19 protein-coding genes are annotated in these 18004 nt (G+C 34.2%); 8 read left to right on the top strand and 11 right to left on the bottom strand.

Annotation, left to right across the window (positions count from 1 at the left end; genetic code table 11):
• Positions 1 to 12: 12 nt before the first annotated feature.
• On the top strand, positions 13 to 3714 hold the full coding sequence (locus tag LV842_RS06785) for a metallophosphoesterase (protein ID WP_233110710.1): 3702 nt from the start codon (positions 13 to 15) through the stop codon (positions 3712 to 3714).
• A gap of 51 nt (positions 3715 to 3765) precedes the next feature.
• On the opposite strand, the gene LV842_RS06780 is transcribed toward LV842_RS06785, so the two are convergent.
• From LV842_RS06780 to ruvX, 5 genes are all read right to left on the bottom strand, one after another.
• Positions 3766 to 4638 carry an SdiA-regulated domain-containing protein gene (locus LV842_RS06780; RefSeq protein WP_233110709.1) on the bottom strand — a complete coding sequence of 291 codons (873 nt, stop codon included), beginning with the start codon at positions 4636 to 4638 and terminating at the stop codon, positions 3766 to 3768.
• A complete protein-coding gene (gene mazG, locus LV842_RS06775; RefSeq protein WP_233110708.1) occupies positions 4638 to 5411 on the bottom strand; it encodes a nucleoside triphosphate pyrophosphohydrolase in 774 nt (257 codons plus the stop codon). The genes LV842_RS06780 and mazG overlap by 1 nt, the downstream gene beginning before the upstream one ends.
• Before the next feature lie 201 nt (positions 5412 to 5612).
• Positions 5613 to 6170: a DUF5606 family protein gene (locus tag LV842_RS06770; protein ID WP_233110707.1), complete on the bottom strand. Its 558-nt coding sequence runs from the start codon at positions 6168 to 6170 to the stop codon at positions 5613 to 5615.
• Between the two features lie 75 nt (positions 6171 to 6245).
• A complete protein-coding gene (gene def, locus LV842_RS06765) occupies positions 6246 to 6818 on the bottom strand; it encodes a peptide deformylase (protein WP_233110706.1) in 573 nt (190 codons plus the stop codon).
• Positions 6815 to 7231, bottom strand: a complete 417-nt coding sequence (ruvX, locus tag LV842_RS06760; protein WP_233110705.1) for a Holliday junction resolvase RuvX — start codon at positions 7229 to 7231, stop codon at positions 6815 to 6817. The genes def and ruvX overlap by 4 nt, the downstream gene beginning before the upstream one ends.
• 116 nt (positions 7232 to 7347) lie before the next feature.
• Between ruvX and LV842_RS06755 the strand changes: the two genes are divergently transcribed.
• Positions 7348 to 7824 carry a SixA phosphatase family protein gene (locus tag LV842_RS06755; protein WP_233110704.1) on the top strand — a complete coding sequence of 159 codons (477 nt, stop codon included), beginning with the start codon at positions 7348 to 7350 and terminating at the stop codon, positions 7822 to 7824.
• Positions 7825 to 7878: 54 nt separating this feature from the next.
• Here LV842_RS06755 and LV842_RS06750 read toward each other — a convergent pair whose 3' ends face one another.
• The gene (locus LV842_RS06750) at positions 7879 to 9423 is read right to left on the bottom strand and encodes a serine hydrolase (RefSeq protein ID WP_233110703.1); all 1545 of its coding nucleotides are present in this window, start codon (positions 9421 to 9423) and stop codon (positions 7879 to 7881) included.
• A gap of 81 nt (positions 9424 to 9504) precedes the next feature.
• Here LV842_RS06750 and LV842_RS06745 point away from each other — a divergent pair, with 81 nt between their 5' ends.
• The 5 genes from LV842_RS06745 (at position 9505) to LV842_RS06725 (ending at position 12327) form a co-directional block, all read left to right on the top strand.
• A complete protein-coding gene (locus LV842_RS06745) occupies positions 9505 to 9954 on the top strand; it encodes a hypothetical protein (protein WP_233110702.1) in 450 nt (149 codons plus the stop codon).
• A complete protein-coding gene (locus tag LV842_RS06740; RefSeq protein ID WP_233110701.1) occupies positions 9954 to 10448 on the top strand; it encodes a metallophosphoesterase family protein in 495 nt (164 codons plus the stop codon). The genes LV842_RS06745 and LV842_RS06740 overlap by 1 nt, the downstream gene beginning before the upstream one ends.
• Positions 10449 to 10460: 12 nt before the next feature.
• Positions 10461 to 10955: a Smr/MutS family protein gene (locus LV842_RS06735; protein ID WP_233110700.1), complete on the top strand. Its 495-nt coding sequence runs from the start codon at positions 10461 to 10463 to the stop codon at positions 10953 to 10955.
• A gap of 18 nt (positions 10956 to 10973) precedes the next feature.
• A complete protein-coding gene (locus LV842_RS06730) occupies positions 10974 to 11690 on the top strand; it encodes a DUF3822 family protein (RefSeq protein ID WP_233110699.1) in 717 nt (238 codons plus the stop codon).
• Between the two features lie 73 nt (positions 11691 to 11763).
• Entirely contained in the window at positions 11764 to 12327 is a 564-nt protein-coding gene (locus LV842_RS06725) for an RsmD family RNA methyltransferase (protein ID WP_233110698.1), read from the top strand.
• 369 nt (positions 12328 to 12696) lie between these two features.
• Here the strand turns inward: LV842_RS06725 and LV842_RS06720 are convergent, their stop codons facing one another.
• A complete protein-coding gene (locus tag LV842_RS06720) occupies positions 12697 to 13053 on the bottom strand; it encodes a winged helix-turn-helix transcriptional regulator (RefSeq protein WP_233110697.1) in 357 nt (118 codons plus the stop codon).
• A gap of 84 nt (positions 13054 to 13137) precedes the next feature.
• Between LV842_RS06720 and LV842_RS06715 the strand changes: the two genes are divergently transcribed.
• Positions 13138 to 13737: a nitroreductase family protein gene (locus LV842_RS06715; protein WP_233110696.1), complete on the top strand. Its 600-nt coding sequence runs from the start codon at positions 13138 to 13140 to the stop codon at positions 13735 to 13737.
• A 53-nt stretch (positions 13738 to 13790) separates the two neighbouring features.
• On the opposite strand, the gene murI is transcribed toward LV842_RS06715, so the two are convergent.
• The 4 genes from murI to LV842_RS06695 form a co-directional block, all read right to left on the bottom strand.
• Positions 13791 to 14621 (bottom strand): glutamate racemase, encoded by an 831-nt coding sequence (gene murI, locus LV842_RS06710; RefSeq protein WP_233110695.1) that lies wholly within the window; start codon positions 14619 to 14621, stop codon positions 13791 to 13793.
• A 62-nt stretch (positions 14622 to 14683) separates the two neighbouring features.
• Positions 14684 to 15808: a radical SAM family heme chaperone HemW gene (gene hemW / locus LV842_RS06705; RefSeq protein WP_233110694.1), complete on the bottom strand. Its 1125-nt coding sequence runs from the start codon at positions 15806 to 15808 to the stop codon at positions 14684 to 14686.
• Between the two features lie 51 nt (positions 15809 to 15859).
• Positions 15860 to 16810 carry a PorP/SprF family type IX secretion system membrane protein gene (locus LV842_RS06700; RefSeq protein ID WP_233110693.1) on the bottom strand — a complete coding sequence of 317 codons (951 nt, stop codon included), beginning with the start codon at positions 16808 to 16810 and terminating at the stop codon, positions 15860 to 15862.
• A 51-nt stretch (positions 16811 to 16861) separates the two neighbouring features.
• Entirely contained in the window at positions 16862 to 17935 is a 1074-nt protein-coding gene (locus tag LV842_RS06695; protein WP_233110692.1) for an RluA family pseudouridine synthase, read from the bottom strand.
• Positions 17936 to 18004: the final 69 nt, after the last annotated feature.

Raw genomic sequence — 18004 nt, 5'->3', positions numbered from 1 at the left:
ATGAATTTATCCTTGAAAACTCATCTAAAAAATACGTCTGTTGTCTTAAGGACGGTGTTGTCTGCCGGAGTTCTTTATTCCTGCGCAACATATAACGTAAAAAAGGGTAAAAACTTATCTGAAATACAACATTCTGATCATAAAGCGGATAATGATTTCAAAATTTTCCTGATAGGTGATGCGGGAAATGCAGATGAAGTTCAGTCACAGCAAACACTAAATTTACTTAAAGCCAAGCTCGATTCAGCGGATAAAAACTCTATGCTGATTTTTTTAGGTGACAATATTTATCCGGACGGAATGCCTAAAGAATCTGACAAAAATTATGCTTTGGCAAAGCAAAAACTGGAAAATCAACTAAACATCACCAAAGATTTCAAAGGAAAAACCTTGGTAATTCCGGGAAATCATGATTGGTACAGTGGTTTAAACGGATTAAAAGCACAGGAAGAGCTGGTAAAAAATTATTTCAATGATAAAAAAGCATTCCTGCCCAAAAATTCCTGCCCGATTGATGATATCAGCTTGACAAAAGATATTAAATTAATCGTCATCGACTCGGAATGGGCATTAGCAAACTGGGATAATTATCCGGGTATAAATAAAAACTGTGACATTAAAACCCGTGAAGATCTTTTCGTTGAATTCAAAGATTTAATCGACAAAAACCAGGATAAAAGAATCATTGTTGCGTTGCATCATCCTGTCATCAGCAGCGGAACTCATGCAGGATATAATTCTGCAGCCTCTCATCTTTTCCCTTTGAAAAGCAAAATTCCTTTGCCGGGTGTTGCAAGCATTATCAATATTCTGAGAAGCTCTTCCGGAGCCAATCCTGAAGATATTAACAACCAACATTATGCAGATCTGGCCAATCGCTTAAAAAGCATTGTTCAGGAAAAAGAAAATATTATTTTTGTTTCCGGACACGACCATAATCTTCAGTACCATGAAGAAAGAAACATCAGACAAATCATTAGTGGAGCCGGTTCAAAAACAGATCCTTCCACCATTGGCTCAAAAACAGATTTTTCCTTTGGAGGAAGTGGTTTTGCCATCTTGAATATCAGAAAAGATCAAAGTTCGGATGTTGAATATTTTTCAACAAAAGACAACAAAATCAACCAACTTACCCACGTTCAGGTTATTGAAAAACCTAAAGAATTTATCAATAATTACCCGAATTCTTTTCCTGCTACTGTCTCATCAACTATTTACCCTAAAAAGTTAATAGAAAAAGGACCTATTTACAAGTGGCTTTGGGGAGAACATTACAGAAAATACTACGGAATGCCGATTGCAGCTCCTACAGCCAATCTTTCAACGCTTGATGGCGGCTATACCCCTTTCAGAGAAGGAGGAGGAAATCAGTCGAACAGTTTACGACTAAAATCTCAGGACGGACAAGAATTCGTCATGAGAGGGGTTAAAAAAAGCGCCGTTCGTTTTCTGAATAATATGGCGTTTAAGAAAAGTACGTTTGGAAATGAGCTGAATAATACTTTCCCTGAAAGATTTTTGCTGGATTTTTATACCACCAATCACCCCTTCACTCCTTTTTCTGTCGGAAATATGGCTGAGAAGCTGAATATTCCCCACTCGAATCCAAGATTATATTATATTCCTAAACAACAGGCTTTAGGTGAATACAATCAAACATATGGTGATGAAATGTATATGGTGGAGGAACGTTTTTCAGCAGATCCAAAAACCCTGGCTTCACTAGACAATGCAAAAGATATTGTTTCCACAGACGACGTTCTTAAAAATTTAAATAAAAATTATAAATACTCCATAGACAAAGAATCTTACATCCGCGCAAGAATTTTTGATATGCTGATTGGCGACTGGGACAGACATTCTGACCAATGGAAATGGGCAGAATATCAGGATGGAGATAACGTGGTTTATAAACCTATTCCGAGAGACCGGGATCAGGCTTTCAGTAAATATGACGGGGCTGCCTTCAGAATCATTATGAATGTTCCTGCAATCCGTCACATGAAAACCTTTAAAGGAGACATTAAAAACGTGAAATGGATGAATATGGAACCTTATCCGTTAGATCTAATATTCCTAAAAGGTGCTACTCAGGAAGACTGGATTTCTCAGGCAAAATATATTCAGGAGCATCTTACGGATCAGAATATTGACGAAGCGTTTACGAACCTTCCCAAAGAAGTTCAGGATGAAACCATTGTAGATATACAGCGAAATTTAAAATCCAGAAAAACAAAACTCCAGCAGTATGCTGCTCAATATTATGATGTCTTGCAGGAAAAAATTTCGTTGGCAGGAACCGTGAATCCGGATAAATTTGTCATTACCAAAACAGGAAATTCCGTACAGGTACAGCAGTATAAACTCGATAAGAATAAAGAAAATCCGGAGCTTGTTTTTGAAAAGACCTATGATGATTCAAAAACAAAAGAACTTTGGATTTACGGACTAGAAGATGATGATATTTATGAAGTTTCCGGAGATGGCCGTCCAAAAATGAACATTAGATTGATTGGAGGCTATAATCATGATACCTATACTATCGCCAACGGAAGTAAAGTAAAAATCTACGATTTCAAATCTCAAAAAAATACTTATACTGGCTCAGGAACAAAGAATATTTCGGACGATTATGACATTAACACCTACAATTATAAGCATCCGAAGTATAATTTTGTAGCAGGGTATCCCAATATTGATTATAATCCTGATGACGGCGTTATTATCGGGGCATTGGTCAATTATACGGTCAACAATTTTATTCGTGATCCATACACTCAAAAGCACAGCATAAAAGCTAATTTTTATACTGCTACAGCAGGTTTCAATCTTGCGTATCAAGGTATTTTCAAAAAAGCGATTTCCGGCTGGGATTTTAATATTGATGCCTTATACACGACTCCTCGTTTTTCTAAAAATTTCTTCGGATTGTCTAATGAAAGTCTGTACGACAAAGAAAATACAGAAAGAGAATACAACAGAGCCAGAATTTCAAGACTTAGCTTTGCACCGTCTATTTCTAAAAAAAGCTGGATGAATCTGCAACATCAGTTTCAGCTTAGCTTTGAAAGCAATAAAGTCCAAAGAAAAGGCAACCGCTTTGTAGATCTTTCTCCGGATGTAAATCAGGAGGTTTTCAACAATCAGCAGTTTGCAGGAGCTAATTATACATTCAGTTACAAAAATCTGGATAACACAGCCTTTCCGACATTAGGAATGGAGTTCGTTCTGAATGCTGACTGGAAAGCTAACCTTTCGGACATGGAGAAAAATTTCCTTACTCTAAACGGTACACTTACCATTGACCATCGACTTGATAAAAGAGGAAATTTTGTTTTTGCGAATTCCAGTAATGTTATGTGGATGAACAATAATAATTTTGAATTCTATCAGGCTGCAAGTATTGGAGGGAATAATGGAATGAGAGCTTTCAGAAATGACCGATTTTCAGGAAGATCTTACTTTACCAATAACTCTGAAATCCGTTGGGATTTCGGAAGGGTAAAAAACCCTATTGTTCCTGCAAACATGGGAATTTTAATTGGCTATGATATCGGCAGAGTCTGGAATGACAACGAAAATTCAAAAAAATGGCATCAGTCTATCGGAGGCGGATTTTGGATGAGCATTGTGGAAACATTCTCTGCAAGACTAAATTATTTCACCGGCTCTGATGGCGGAAGAATTTCGGGAGGCTTAGGAATGACTTTTTAAAATAATCTAAATAAAAAGGCTGAGAAAATTTTCTCAGCCTTTTATTTTTACCTACAATGAGAATTTATAGACATTTCCACCTGTAGCTTTATCTTTTTCGTCAGCAATCAGCAATGTTTTGTCGTTAAGAAAAACAACTGCTTCTTTTTGAGAATTGTGATTCAAAGAAATTTTCTGAATTTTTGCAGCATTAAAATCACTGGCTGTAAATCCGGAAAGTACATGAATATTTTTATGAGTTAATAATACAATTTTATCTTTTGTACTGTTTATGGCAGCAGAAGTGATGGCAGCATCACTGTATTTGCCTTCAAGCTTTAATTTACCAATCAATTTCGCTTCAAAATCGCCTTCTTTATTAGGAACCTGAAAAACTAAGAAAGTTCCGTCAAAACCTTTGCTTCTGTTTTTTGTAAACAGGTAAAAATTACCATCCATTTCTACAAACGCTTCACAGTCATATAACCAATCAGATTTTTTTGGAGGGAATTCGGTTTGTCCTTCATAATGAAACTTTGTCGTCTGAATAGTTTTCGCAGTTGCCTGAGAAGGAGCTTTTAAATCTAATTTTAAAATCGAAAGGTTTTGTCTGTTATTATCATTATTTCCAAAATCTCCCAAATAAATATTTCCCTGAGCATCTTTTGTAATATCTTCCCAGTCATTATTTTCAGCATTTTCTACAGGAATATCTGTTACTAGTTTTCCTTGTTTATCCAAGCCATACACTACATTTTTATTTCCCTGGTCTTCTATTGCCCAAATTGTTTTTTGATCTTGGGACAATGCAATCCCCGAAACCTCTTTCAGTTTTTTGGGCAGAGAAAATTCTACCTGTAAAGTATCCGTTGCCGGCTGCTCTGTTTTTGGATTACAGTTTAGCACTAAAAGCGTCGTAATCGCACAAAATAAAATCATTTTCATCAGTTTTTATTTAAAATTTTTGCTTCGTCCCAAAGTACGTCCATTTCCTCCAGAGACATTTCTACTAAATTCAAATTTCTTTCCAAAGCTAGATTTTCCATTTTCTGGAATCTTGAAATAAATTTAAGATTGGTTCTTTCCAGGGCTGAATCCGGATTGATCCCGGAAATTCTTGCATAATTGATTAATGAGAAAAATACATCTCCCAATTCCCGTTCTTTTTTATCCAGATCCGTTTCTGCATGGAATTCCTGAATTTCTTCATCCACTTTTTTCCATGCATCTTCCGCATCATGAAATTCAAAACCAATTCCCTTTACTTTATCCTGAATTCTATACGCTTTTACTAAGCTCGGTAAACTTTTCGGAACACCGCCCAAAATAGATGTGTTTCCTTCTTTTAGTTTTAATTTTTCCCAGTTCTGCTTCACCTCTTCCTCGTCCTTTACTTCCGTATCTCCATAAATATGAGGATGGCGGAAGATCAGTTTTTCATTCAATGAATTAATGACATCTGCAATATCAAAACTTTCTTTTTCTGAACCGATTTTAGCATAAAAAACCAGATGAAGCAGAACATCTCCCAATTCTTTTTTGATTTCCTGTAAATCATTCTGCAAAATAGCATCCGAAAGTTCATAAGTTTCTTCCAAAGTTAAATGGCGCAATGATTCCAGTGTCTGCTTCTGATCCCATGGACATTTTTCACGCAGATCATCCATAATATCTAATAATCTTCCGAAAGCTTCCAGTTTTTCCTGTTTGGTATTCATATATTGAGAGTTCAAAGTCTTACAAATTTAAGGATTGTTTCTGTCATTCTGAATGTAGCAATGCGAAATGAAGAATCTCTTTCAAATATAATAGATTCTTCCTTCGTCAGAATGACACAACTAACTACTTTTACATTTAATTACAAACAAAAAACCTCACCATTTCTGGTAAGGTTTGTATTTTAAATTCAAACGAATGAATTATCCTTTTTTAGTGTGTGTACTTTTTGGAGCTGCTTTTGCTGCAGAAGTAGCTTTTACTTTTGGAGCTGCAGGTTTTTCTGCTTTAGGAGCTTTTTTAGGAGCTTCTTTCTCGATGCTTACTTCTTCTGCAGGCGCACCCTCTAATGTTTCAGGTTCTGCTTTTACAAAGCTTTCCGGAGTGATATATCCTGCTTTCTGAAGAATGTTGTACCACTGAGCCAATTTCTTGATATCAGAAGCGTAAACTCTTTCTGTATCATAGTTTGGAAGAGAAGCCGTCATGAATTCTTTCAATTCAGCATCATTTGATTTGTGAGCAATAGCTTCTTTAAAATCGTAGTTTTTAGCAATATTTTCAAAAACTTCGAACAAAGGAACTTCTTTATCAAATGTAAACATTGCGATATTATCCAGTAAACTTACCTGGCTAGAATTACCGATACTTACTTTTTTCTTAGTGGTAACGTCTTCAATGATAAATCCGTTTCTTAATTGAGAAACTAATTTAAAAAGTCCTGGTTTTCCTGAAATTGAAATTATTTTTTCTAACAGCATAATTTTATTTTTTGTGAATATAGCAGTCTGCTCAAAGCTTTCTGCTGTTTATTATTTTTTTATTTTTAATTCAAATTATTTTGGGAACCTCATTTTATAGCTGATGCTTACATCACCCTGAGTAATTTTTGTAAGTTTCCCTTTTACCAATTTCTTTTTTAAAGCGCTTAAATGATCCGTAAACAGCGTACCTTCTATGTGATCATATTCATGCTGAATTACGCGGGCTCTAATATCGGAAAAAGTTTCTGTATGCTTAACGAAATTTTCATCATAATATTCGATAAGGATCGTACTTTTTCTTTTTACATCTTCTCTTACATCAGGAATAGAAAGACATCCTTCGTTGAATTTCCATTCTTCACCGGATTCTTCAAGGATTCTGGCATTAATGAAAACTTTTTTGAATTCTGCTAATTCATCCTTAATATCCTCATAATCTTCATCTTCTGCCAAAGGAGTAACGTCAATTACAAACAAACGAATATCCAGTCCGATTTGTGGTGCAGCCAAACCAATCCCGTTTGCACTGTACATGGTTTCGAACATATTATCTATCAACTCTTGTAATTCGGGATAATCTTTATCTATATCCTTACCTACTTTTCTCAAAACAGGATCCCCAAAGGCTCTTATCGGTAAAATCATCTTGTTCTTTGTTCTAAAAAATTCTGCAATATGATGGTTGCACTTACTTTATCTATTAATCCTTTTTCTTGTCTCTGTTTTTTGCTTTTCCCGCTTTGCGAAATAAAAAACGAAGCCATTTTGGATGTAAATCTTTCATCGAAGCGGTTTACTTTTATCATCGGAAATTCTTTTTGAAAAATTTCTATGAATTTTAAAATATCCGTTTCTACTTCAGAGGCATTTCCTTTCAAATCTATAGGAAGTCCGATTACCACTTCATCTACTCTGTTTTCATTAAAATATTTTTTCAAAAATTCAATCAAAACCAATGTTTGAATCGTATCCAGACCACTTGCGATAATCTGCATATCATCTGTTGCAGCAATGCCACAACGAGCCTTTCCGTAGTCTATTGCAAGGATTTGTCCCATAAGTTTGCAAATTTAGTAAATTTTAATGATTTTATTCCTAACACAGTTTTTTTTATAAATCATGTTTTATTCCATTAATTTTTTTTATATTTTTATTCTTCCAAACTACTTAAATTATGAAGAAAATCATACTCGTAAGGCATGCAAAAAGCGACTGGCCGGAGGAAACTGAGGATTTTGACAGACCTTTAGCAGATAAAGGATTGGAAGACGCTATGAATATGTCCAGATTTCTAAAAGAGCATCATATTTCCATAGATTATCTGGTATCCAGCCCTGCAGTACGAGCATTGAATACATGTAAAATTTTCAATCAGACCTATCAGCTTAATTTTAACACCGATGAAAAATTGTACAATCCTTCGGAAAGAAATTTTGAGTCTGTGATTTACGATTTAGATGACAGCCATAATTCGGTAGCTTTTTTCTCTCATAATAACGGAATTTCCAATTTTGCCAATTCTATTTCTGAAGATATTTTCCACTTTCCAACCTGTGGTGTTGCCGGTTTTGAAATAGATTGTGACTCCTGGACCGATTTTGATGGTGCTAACAAAAGGCTTTTATTTTTTTATGAGCCGGGAAAAATTTAAAACAAAACATTTAATTGTATAAAAAAAGCTCCAACGATTGTCGGAGCTTTTGCTTTATTTTCTTTTCAGATCTAAGTCATCAAAATCGAAACTGAAATCTGTAACATCAGAGATTGATTTTAACCTTGCAGCTTGGGCTTTCCCGGTTTCATCATAATCAAAAATGATATAGGCATCGGCATCGTAACTTCTGTCGTCCCATTTGATGATAAAAGAATTATTAGAATACGGTAATAATTCTCCTTTTAGTCTTGGTGAGTTTTTACACAAAATTCTGTAGGTATTTCCTTGCTGCGCAATTTCCACATCTCCGAACCATCTGTCGTTGTAGGTTCCGACAAATTGTTCTGATTTCGGCTGCAGGTTTTTATCTTTTTTGAAAGCTTCTGATTTAGCAAACGCTTCTTTCTTTTGTTTGTCGAAACCTTCTTCCATTTTTTTCATCCTGTCTCCATATGTTTTCAGCCAGTTTCTGTCTGCAACACCTAAATAAGAATCTTTAACTGTATTGGTAATGGTATTGAAAGCTGCACCCGATTGCTGATTGGTCAACACTACAATTCCTAATTTCATATCCGGAATTAAGGTAAACTGAGTCACTGTCCCAATTAATCCACCAGTATGCTGAACTTGTTTATGACCTTTAACATCACTTAAGAACCATCCCATTCCATAGCCATAGAAACTTGTATCATAAGGGTTTTTTGCAGCGACTCCACTTGGAATCTGCAAACTCCAAAGCTGCTGAACATTTTTATCGGAAACTAATTTTTTACCGTCTTTTGTAGTAAAATTATTCAAGAGACACTCTGCCCAAAGCGTCATATCTTTAATATTACTCATAATTCCGCCTGCAGCATTTGCCGTTTCGTTCCAATCGTGAGGAACTGCAATAGCTTTTCCGTCAACCGGAGCATGTGCATCAATTTTATTTGCCACAGCTTTTGCTCTGTTGTAGCTTCCAAAACTTGAAGTCATTCCTACAGGTTTCATAATTCTCTGTTCAATAAATTCAGCCCAACTCAATCCGGAAACTCGGTGAATTACTTCTCCGGCAACGATGAACATAATATTATTGTAATCCAGTGTTGTTCTGAAAGGATTTTCAGGTTTTAAATATCTCACATTGTGAACAATATCATTTACCGTTAAATTTCCTCCTTCCGGAAAAAACATCAGATCTCCCTGTCCCAAACCTAATCCGGCTCTGTGAGTGACCAAATCTTTAATCGTAACATTTTGTGAAACATACGGATCATACATTTGAAATTCAGGAATGTATTTTGAAACTTTATCGTCCCAATTCAATTTTCCTTCATCTGCCAAAATAGCAAGTGCTGTACAGGTAAAACCTTTTGAATTGGAAGCAATTCCAACCAAAGTATTGTCATCCATCGGTTGTTTCGTCGTCAACGAGCGTACTCCGAATCCTTTTGAATAGATTAATTTTCCGTCTTTGATGATTCCTACTGACATTCCCGGAACATCGAAAGTTTTTATCGTGTTTTGGACCAATTCATCCAGTTTTTTTTCTTCAACCTGTGCGTTTGAAATTCCAACTGTTAAAAGAAAAAGGAAAAAAGAAAGTTTCTTCTTCATTATTTTAATTTTTTTCAAATTTACTAAATATTAGTATTTTTATTTAACAACTATATTTGCAAAAGTTTTAATCACTAAAAAATGACACTAAAAAAATTACTGGCTGTATTTTTATTAACTGTAAGCTTCAACTTCTATTTTTCTCAGGAAGTTGCCATTAAAGACGATAAGGTTTTACTTGATGGTAAACAGATTCTGAAAGCAGAAAAAATCAATGCTGCTCAGTATTCATTTTTCACAATGAAAGATGATGAAGAAATTTTGATGTATAAATATATGGATAACGAAACTCCCATGTTTCAGGATGATGATTATTACATTTTAAATTTTTTAACTGAAAAAACAAAAGTAGAGTCTAAAGATTTTACGAAAATTGCCAACTTTATGAATTCCAGAAAAGGAATGGAAAAGATGGTAAAATGGCTATTAAAAGAAAGAGTAATTACTAATGAAGGTGAACTGAATCCTGACAGGGTACAGATTTTCAAAGAAAAATACGACGAAAATATTACTGAAAGAACCTTTAGATAATGACCAAAGTCCTTCTTCTTTCCGACTCCCATTCTTATATTGATGACCGAATTTTAGAATATGCCCGACAAGCTGACGAAATTTGGCATGGCGGAGATTTTGGAAGTATGGAAGTTATTGAACAGCTTGAAAAAATCAAGCCCTTAAAAGGGGTTTACGGAAATATTGACAATCCAAAGATCCGTTCTGAATTTCCGGAAGTCAATCGTTTTTTCTGTGAAAATGTAGAAGTTCTGATGATCCACATCGGCGGTTATCCCGGAAAATATACTCCTTTAGCCAAACAAGAAATTTATGAAAAAGCTCCGAAGTTATTTATTTCCGGGCATTCTCATATTTTGAAGGCGATATTTGATCAAAAAAACAATTTACTTCATCTAAATCCGGGAGCCTGCGGAAAACAAGGTTGGCATAAAACGAGAACGATGATGCGTTTTACAATTCATGATACTGAGATCAAAGATTTAGAAATTATTGAATTGGGGCCTAAATAAAATGTAAGAAAAATGAAGATTGGAGACAAAGTTTCGGTGGTTGATGAAGATTTAAGTGGGGTTGTCACTTCTGTGAAAGGAACTCTTGTGGTTTTTAAGGATGAATATGGTTTTACCCATCAATATCCTGAAGAAAAACTGGTTCCAAAAATTTCGGATTTTTATGAAAACATTAAAGTGATCAAAAAAAACGAACCAAAAAAAATAATTTCAAAAGGACATCAGAAAAATCATTTGGTTTTGGATCTTCATTTTCATAATTTAGTTAAAAATCCTAATGATTATGATAGTTTTGAAAGGCTGTTCATTCAGAAGGAAAAACTGTTGGAAACCCTGGAGTTTTGCAGAAAACATCATTTGAAAAGACTTGAAATTGTACACGGAATAGGTGACGGTACGCTTCAAAGAATGGTTTTTAATGTATTGGAAAGTCAGACGAATCTTGATTTTTACAATAAGGAAATACTTCATCATCAATCGGGTGCAGTAATGATAGAATTTCACTAAATTTGCAGGAATTGAAATATGAACGTACTTAATTTACTTTTTACCAAAGACGGATTGATCTTTCAGATTGCTAAAAATAAAAGCATTGTGGAGGAACAGTCTTATTTCGTAGACGAAGAAACTCCGGAACATTTCATCTCACAAAAACTGGATGAGGTATTGGGCAGACAAAAATTTGATGAAATTCACGTAATTTCAGCGCTGAATCATTTTACTTTGATGCCGGAAGGTTTTTCTGAACATGATGCAGGTTTTGATTTGATTGCTTTCAATGCTCCTGTAGACAAGGAAAATGAAGAATTGATGCTTTCCGTCAACAAAAAATTCAAAGTTCAGTTTTACTATACTTTTCCAAAGGATTTTTATCAAAAAATAAAGAGTCTGGACATCCCTGTACATTTCAATTTTTCCGGAGAAAAGTTTTTAAACTCTATTCAGAATAAAAACAATAAAGAAATTCACATCAACTTGTATCACAATCAATGTGAGTTTTTTGCCATCGATAATAAAAAAATTATCTTATATAATAATCTGGATGTCAATTCAGAAGTTGATTTTCTTTATTTTGTAATGTTTACGTTAAGCAAGATCGGTTTTGGAATCAATGAAACCAGTTTTTTTGCTTACGGCGAAACTACAGAAAACGAAACTTTTATTTCAGAACTGCAAAAATTTGTCAAGAATCTGAAAATTGTATTTGATAATATTCCTAATAAAAATTTTATACTTAATTAGGTTGCAGGTCGCAGATTATAGGCATTAGCTCTTAGCTGCAATCTATTACCTTCAATCTAAAACCTAAACATATATGTACAGAATCATCTCAGGCAAATGGAAAGCCAAAAAAATAGCCGCTCCCAAAAATTTTGATGTAAGGCCAACAACAGATTTTGCAAAAGAAGCGCTCTTCAGTATTTTGGAAAATACTTATGATATGCAGTCGATTGCTGTACTTGATTTATTTGCCGGAATTGGCTCTATAAGCTTTGAATTTGCTTCTAGAGGTTGTGCTGATATCACTTCTGTAGAAATGAATCCGAAGCACACAAGTTTCCTGAATTCTACGGCTTCTGAACTAGGATTTAGTTCACAGGTAAATGTTCAGAGAGGTGATGTTTTTGACTGGTTAAAAAAGTTTAGAAATAAAAAATCATTTGAAATCGTATTTTCTGATGCTCCTTTCGAAATGGAAGAAAAAAAATACCACGAATTGGTTTCTTTAGTGCTCAACAATAAATATTTAAAAGAAAACGGAATCCTGATTGTAGAGCACCAAAGTCGAATGAAATTTGACCATCCCAACTTAATTGATACCAGAAAGTACGGAAACGTGAGTTTCAGTTTTTTTGAACCGAATAAAGATGAAGCCTGATCTAATTGCTTTTTTGATTGGGCTTCTATTTATACCATTTTTGTTCTTATTTTTCAGAAGCCTATTTTTTAAGTTCAAAACTTATAAGATAATCTTTCGGATTTGTGTTGCTTTAGCAATTTTAGGTACACTGGCTTTAGCAATAACAACAACAAAAGAAAATAAGCCTAACTTTTATTTATTTCTACTTTGTCCTATATACCAATTTATTCTTTTGCATTTTTGCTTAAATATTTTTAGAAAATATAACGATAGAGACCCTATCGATCCTCCCAAATTTTCTTCATTTAACTATGATAATGACAGACTTTTTTACTTTACTTATATGACATTAAGCTTATGCTTACCTATCATTATATTATCTTGTTATTATCCTTGATTCAAAACTTCAACTTTCTCCGAATTCAACACTGCATTTTCACCCCATTTTGCAATTTCTTTCAAAACGGGAAGCAGTGTTTTGCCAAAATCCGTTAGCATATATTCTACTATCAAAGGAGGCTTCTCCGTATACACTTTTCTGCTTATAATATGATCTTCTTCCAATTGTTTTAACTGAAGGCTCAAAGTGCGTTCTGTTATTGTTGGGATTGATTTCCTCAATTCGTTGTACCGTTTTGCGCCATCTGCAAGGTAATACAGAATTACCGCTTTCCATTTTCCTCCAATGAATCTCATGGTCACCGTTGTGCAACAAGGATATTCTTTATTATCGATTGAATACATTTTATACTATCATTTTAGACCGTTATTGCAAATGTATTAAACTTAAATTAGTTTTGAAACTATAAAAAATATAGTACAAAAATTATGAGCTTTTTAGAAAAAATGAAATCGAGATATACTGTGAAAAAGTATAATCCACAAGGTGCAATCAGTGAAGAACAAATTCAGACACTTAAGGAAATTTTACATTTAAGTCCTTCTTCCATCAACAGCCAGCCATGGAATTTTGTGTTTGTCAATAATCCTGAAGTAAAAACGCTACTTGCTGAAGCTTCTTATTTTAACAAAGAAAAAGTGTTGGAAAGCAGCCTACTAATCGTCTTTCAGGCGTTTAAAAAACCTGAAGATTTCGAAAAACAGATTGTAGAAAACCTTCCTGAAGGCTCAATTAATTATTATAAAACTTTTGTGAAACCCAAAGGTGACATTGAAATCAAGTCCTGGTTAAAACATCAGGTCTATCTGTCACTTGGCATTTTACTTTCGGCTTGTGCAGATATGGAAATCGATTCCACCCCTATGGAAGGAATTGAAAATGAAAAATACGATGCTATTTTAAACAATGAAAAGTATGAAAGTCTTTTTGCCGTTGCAATCGGTAAAAAATCTGAAACCGATAAAAATCAGCCAATCCACACGCCCAAAAAGAGATTGGAAAGAAGGAATGTGATTTTGGAAATCTAAACTAAGAAGGCCTACAAAACAAAAGCTGTTTCATTTAGAAACAGCTTTTGTTTTTATAATACTTTTAGCTCTAAGTCAATTGTTTTTCCAAAGAACTTCTTTGATATCTTTTCGAAGTTTTTCGTTAAATCTGAAAGGTAAAAGTGATAATTCGGCTTCGGATTATTCTCATTTAAAAGACTGTATTTATCTAAAATGATTTTCAAATGATTCGCTACGATATTCGGAGAGTCAATTACCCGGACACGATTTCCGTAATATTGCTTGATTTCATCAATTAATAAAGGATAATGAGTACATCCTAAAATTAAAGTCTCAATATTCTTTAATTTACTATTACTTAAATAATTATAAATAATCGCATGGGTAATCGGATGATTTTTAAAACCTTCTTCAATGGCAGGAACCAATAACGGAGTTGCCAATTCATCCACTTTAATCCACTTATTATGCTTACGAATACTTTTTTTGTATAATCCGGAATTCACCGTCGCTTTTGTCGCAATAACTCCTACGTTGTTGTGAATTTCATACGAAACCTTTTCTGCAACAGGATTAATCACATCAATTACAGGAACTTTGCCTGCAACGGATTCCATCACTTCATTCAGAGCATTTGCAGTAGCCGTATTACACGCAATTACAATTGCTTTACAATTCTGTTCCAACAAAAAATTAGTAATCTTAGTAGAATACTCAATGATGGCCTCTCTGGATTTTTCACCATAAGGAAGATGCTTTGTATCTCCAAAATAAATCAAATCTTCATGAGGAAGAAGCCTTTTTATCTCTTTAGCTACCGTCAAACCTCCCACTCCACTATCAAAAATACCGATAGGTTGGCTGGATGAAAGATGCGAATAGTCTGGTTTTTTATTTTTCAAATCGAGCTGAAATTTTATACAAAAATAAGGAATTTTATTGCATATTATGCAATGTCAAAAGTTTAAACGATGAACAGATCCGAAGCAATTCCATCTGCCATAAACCAATGTTTTTCAGGAATTTTCAGATGATTATTTTCGATGATTAAAATTTCTTGTTCCAGTTTGGGTTTAATTTCATGCTGAAAATGATCAAGAATTTTATAATTAAATTTTTCTTTTAAATTTTCAAGATCAACTCCCCAAACGGTTCTTAAGCCAATCATAATCATCTCATTAAACTGATCCTCCTGGGAAAGAACTTCTTCTTCTTTGGCCAAAAGATTTGAGTTTAATTTTTTAATGTATTGCTGGTTATTCGCTACATTCCAGCTCCTGATATCAAAACCATTGTAAGAATGCGCAGACGGACCAATTCCTAAGTATTCTTTATATTTCCAATAGGAAGAATTGTGTCTGGAGTAAAACCCTGGTTTTGCAAAATTGGAAACCTCATAATGCTCAAAACCATTATCCTTCAAGAAGTCTGATAGGTAATAGAATTCTTTATTCTGTTCTTCTTCTTTCGGACTGATGACTTTCCCTTTGGAAATCCAGTTTTCTAAGGCAGTTTTTGGCTCAACCGTTAAAGCATAAGACGAAATATGAGGAACTTCCAGCGCAATTGTTTTATTTAAATTTTCTTTCCAGATTTCAAGATTGGAAGTCGGTGAACCATAAATTAAATCAATACTCAAATTTTCGAAACCGAAATCCTGTGCTCTTTTGATAGAACCTTCAGCTTCTGAAGCGGTATGTGCACGATTCATCAGCTTTAAGTCTTCTTCAAAAAAACTTTGCGTCCCAATTGACAAGCGATTTACCGGAGAATTTGACAAACCTTTCAAAAAGCTTTTATCTAAATCATCGGGATTGGCTTCCAAAGTGATCTCAATATCTTTTTCAAAGCTGAAATATTTTAAAACCTCATCAATTAAAGAACTGATTTCGTCCGATGAAAGAATAGAAGGAGTACCGCCCCCAAAATAGAGGGACCGTAAATTTTTGTTTTGTAGTTCATCTTTTCGCAAAAAGATTTCCTTTTTCATTGCAGCAAGCATTTCATCTTTAAAATTTAAAGATGTGGAAAAGTGAAAATTACAATAGCTGCACTTTTGTTTACAAAACGGAATGTGAATATAAATCATAAAAAAAGCTCTGAAAAAATTCAGAGCTCAAATTTATTTAAATTAAATTGATTAATATCTATATCCTCTATGGTTAATGAAGTTATCGAAGTTATAACCTACACTTACCATGAAGCTGTTTCCTCCATAATCCTGAATATCAGACAATCCTAAGTTATAAGTAGCTCCCACCATAAATTTGTTAAATCTAACTTTAACGACTGGAGCAATTTGTAACTGCTGATTATCGAATCTGTTCTGAGCAGCTCTATAGCTTACCCCGAAAGAGAAAGAGTTGATGTCATTAAAGAAAGTTGCCATCAAGTTATAATCCATCAATCTTGTAGAGTTGGTATTTAAGTTTACCAATACAGACGGAGTGAAGTACATATTGTCTCCTACATGCCAATCATATCCTAAATTCAAGAAGAATTTAATTGGAGACGGCTCATAGTTGTTTACAATAGATTGGTCATTACTCAAAGCAATATCATTAACGGATACTCCTCCAAATAAGTTTCTATACGTAGCAGCTAAACCGAAGTTAGCATATACCATGAAAATATTGCTCTCATTCCCTTGCAATAAAGGATCATACCCATCTTCCGTATTAATTTTTGAATAATCAAAATTCATATTATAAAAATTAACACTTGTACCAAAAGAGAACTGATCTTTTCTGTCTCCTTCGCTACTTAAAGGAATAAAATAAGAAGCTCCTGCTGTAATTCCGTTTGCAGAAATAGGACCATTGCTATCTCTGAATACAGAAAGACCCGCACCTACTCTATCAAAGATATTCGCGTTGATCCCCACTGACTGTACATTGGGAGACTCGCTAAACTTTGAAAATTGTTGTTGGTAGTTAAGATTAAGTTGAACTTCATCTGTTTTTCCATACTGAGCAGGGTTGAACAGGAAATCACCATCCAAAAGGTATTGTTGATAATATGGAAGTGATTCTTGTGCTTTGTATGCATTCGACAAAAGAGCTAAACATACGATAGCATATAGTTTTCTCATAACAAATCTTGATTTCAATTCAACAAATATAAAAAAATTCTCAATATATTTTTAGTTTTCTAAATAATTTCTCCATTTTTTTACAGCATCCGCCATATCTTTCGGCATTGGGCTCTCAAAATACAATTCCTTTTTAGTCGTTGGATGTATAAATCCTAAAGTATGAGCATGCAATGCGTGTCTTGGTAGTATTTCAAAAACATTTTTTATAAACTGCTTATACTTAGGTAGGTTAACTCCTCTTAAAGGAGTATGACCTTCATATCTTTCATCATTAAACAAGGTATGGCCAATATGTTTAAAGTGTGCTCTGATCTGGTGCGTTCTTCCGGTTTCCAATTTACATTCTACCCAGGTCATATATTTAAATCTTTCCAATACTTTATAATGGGTCACCGCATGTTTTCCCTGACTTCCGTCTTCATATGTATGCATCTGCATTCTATTTTTAGGATGTCGACCGATATGACCTCTTATTGTTCCTTCATCGTCCTGTACATTTCCCCATACAAATGCCCAATACAATCTTTTGGTTTTTCTTTCAAAGAACTGTTTTGCCAAAAAGCTCAGCGCATATTCGTTTTTCGCTATAACGAGTAGCCCCGAAGTATCTTTATCTATCCTATGAACCAATCCCACTCTGTCAAGATCAGATTTAGAACCATTTTTTTCAAAATGAAATGCCAATGCATTCACCAAAGTTCCATCCCAGTTTCCAAATCCCGGATGAACGACCATTCCCGGTTCTTTATCTACAACCACAAGGTCATCATCTTCATAAACGATATTAACCGGAATATCTTGTGGAATAATTACATTTTCTCTTGGAGGGTGTGCTAATAATACAGAAATCTGATCTCCTGGTTTTACACGATAGTTCTGCTTCACCGCCACTCCGTTTACTATAACGTTTCCGGCTCTACAGGTTTGTGAGATTTTATTTCTTGAAGAATTCTGACGAAAAATTAATAAAAACTTATCGATCCTTAATGGTTCCTGACTTTTATCAACAGTGAGATTAAGATGTTCGTATAGTCCTTTATTTTCTTCATCAATATCGATATTATCAATACTGTTCGTATCTAATAATTCTTCATCTAAAAAATCTTCGTTATCTTCTGTCATTGTTTTATTTTTTATACAAAAGGCTTCAACGTGGTAAAGTTGAAGCCTGTAATTTTTATAATAATGGTA

Source organism: Chryseobacterium gwangjuense (assembly GCF_021311115.1).
GTDB classification, from domain to species: domain Bacteria; phylum Bacteroidota; class Bacteroidia; order Flavobacteriales; family Weeksellaceae; genus Chryseobacterium; species Chryseobacterium gwangjuense.
Note: the sequence above shows the minus strand (reverse complement) of the source record. Positions and strands in the feature narration are given on the sequence as shown.

Excerpts from the sequence above, each read along its gene's own strand:
- LV842_RS06700 (WP_233110693.1), bottom strand. The coding sequence starts at position 16,810 with ATGAGAAAACTATATGCTATCGTATGTTTAGCTCTTTTGTCGAATGCA.
- LV842_RS06725 (WP_233110698.1), top strand. The coding sequence starts at position 11,764 with ATGTACAGAATCATCTCAGGCAAATGGAAAGCCAAAAAAATAGCCGCT.
- LV842_RS06780 (WP_233110709.1), bottom strand. The coding sequence starts at position 4,638 with ATGAAAATGATTTTATTTTGTGCGATTACGACGCTTTTAGTGCTAAAC.
- LV842_RS06735 (WP_233110700.1), top strand. The coding sequence starts at position 10,461 with ATGAAGATTGGAGACAAAGTTTCGGTGGTTGATGAAGATTTAAGTGGG.
- LV842_RS06720 (WP_233110697.1), bottom strand. The coding sequence starts at position 13,053 with ATGTATTCAATCGATAATAAAGAATATCCTTGTTGCACAACGGTGACC.
- hemW (WP_233110694.1), bottom strand. The coding sequence starts at position 15,808 with ATGATTTATATTCACATTCCGTTTTGTAAACAAAAGTGCAGCTATTGT.
- mazG (WP_233110708.1), bottom strand. The coding sequence starts at position 5,411 with ATGAATACCAAACAGGAAAAACTGGAAGCTTTCGGAAGATTATTAGAT.
- LV842_RS06730 (WP_233110699.1), top strand. The coding sequence starts at position 10,974 with ATGAACGTACTTAATTTACTTTTTACCAAAGACGGATTGATCTTTCAG.
- LV842_RS06755 (WP_233110704.1), top strand. The coding sequence starts at position 7,348 with ATGAAGAAAATCATACTCGTAAGGCATGCAAAAAGCGACTGGCCGGAG.
- ruvX (WP_233110705.1), bottom strand. The coding sequence starts at position 7,231 with ATGGGACAAATCCTTGCAATAGACTACGGAAAGGCTCGTTGTGGCATT.
- LV842_RS06715 (WP_233110696.1), top strand. The coding sequence starts at position 13,138 with ATGAGCTTTTTAGAAAAAATGAAATCGAGATATACTGTGAAAAAGTAT.
- LV842_RS06745 (WP_233110702.1), top strand. The coding sequence starts at position 9,505 with ATGACACTAAAAAAATTACTGGCTGTATTTTTATTAACTGTAAGCTTC.
- LV842_RS06695 (WP_233110692.1), bottom strand. The coding sequence starts at position 17,935 with ATGACAGAAGATAACGAAGATTTTTTAGATGAAGAATTATTAGATACG.
- LV842_RS06770 (WP_233110707.1), bottom strand. The coding sequence starts at position 6,170 with ATGCTGTTAGAAAAAATAATTTCAATTTCAGGAAAACCAGGACTTTTT.
- LV842_RS06750 (WP_233110703.1), bottom strand. The coding sequence starts at position 9,423 with ATGAAGAAGAAACTTTCTTTTTTCCTTTTTCTTTTAACAGTTGGAATT.
- def (WP_233110706.1), bottom strand. The coding sequence starts at position 6,818 with ATGATTTTACCGATAAGAGCCTTTGGGGATCCTGTTTTGAGAAAAGTA.
- LV842_RS06740 (WP_233110701.1), top strand. The coding sequence starts at position 9,954 with ATGACCAAAGTCCTTCTTCTTTCCGACTCCCATTCTTATATTGATGAC.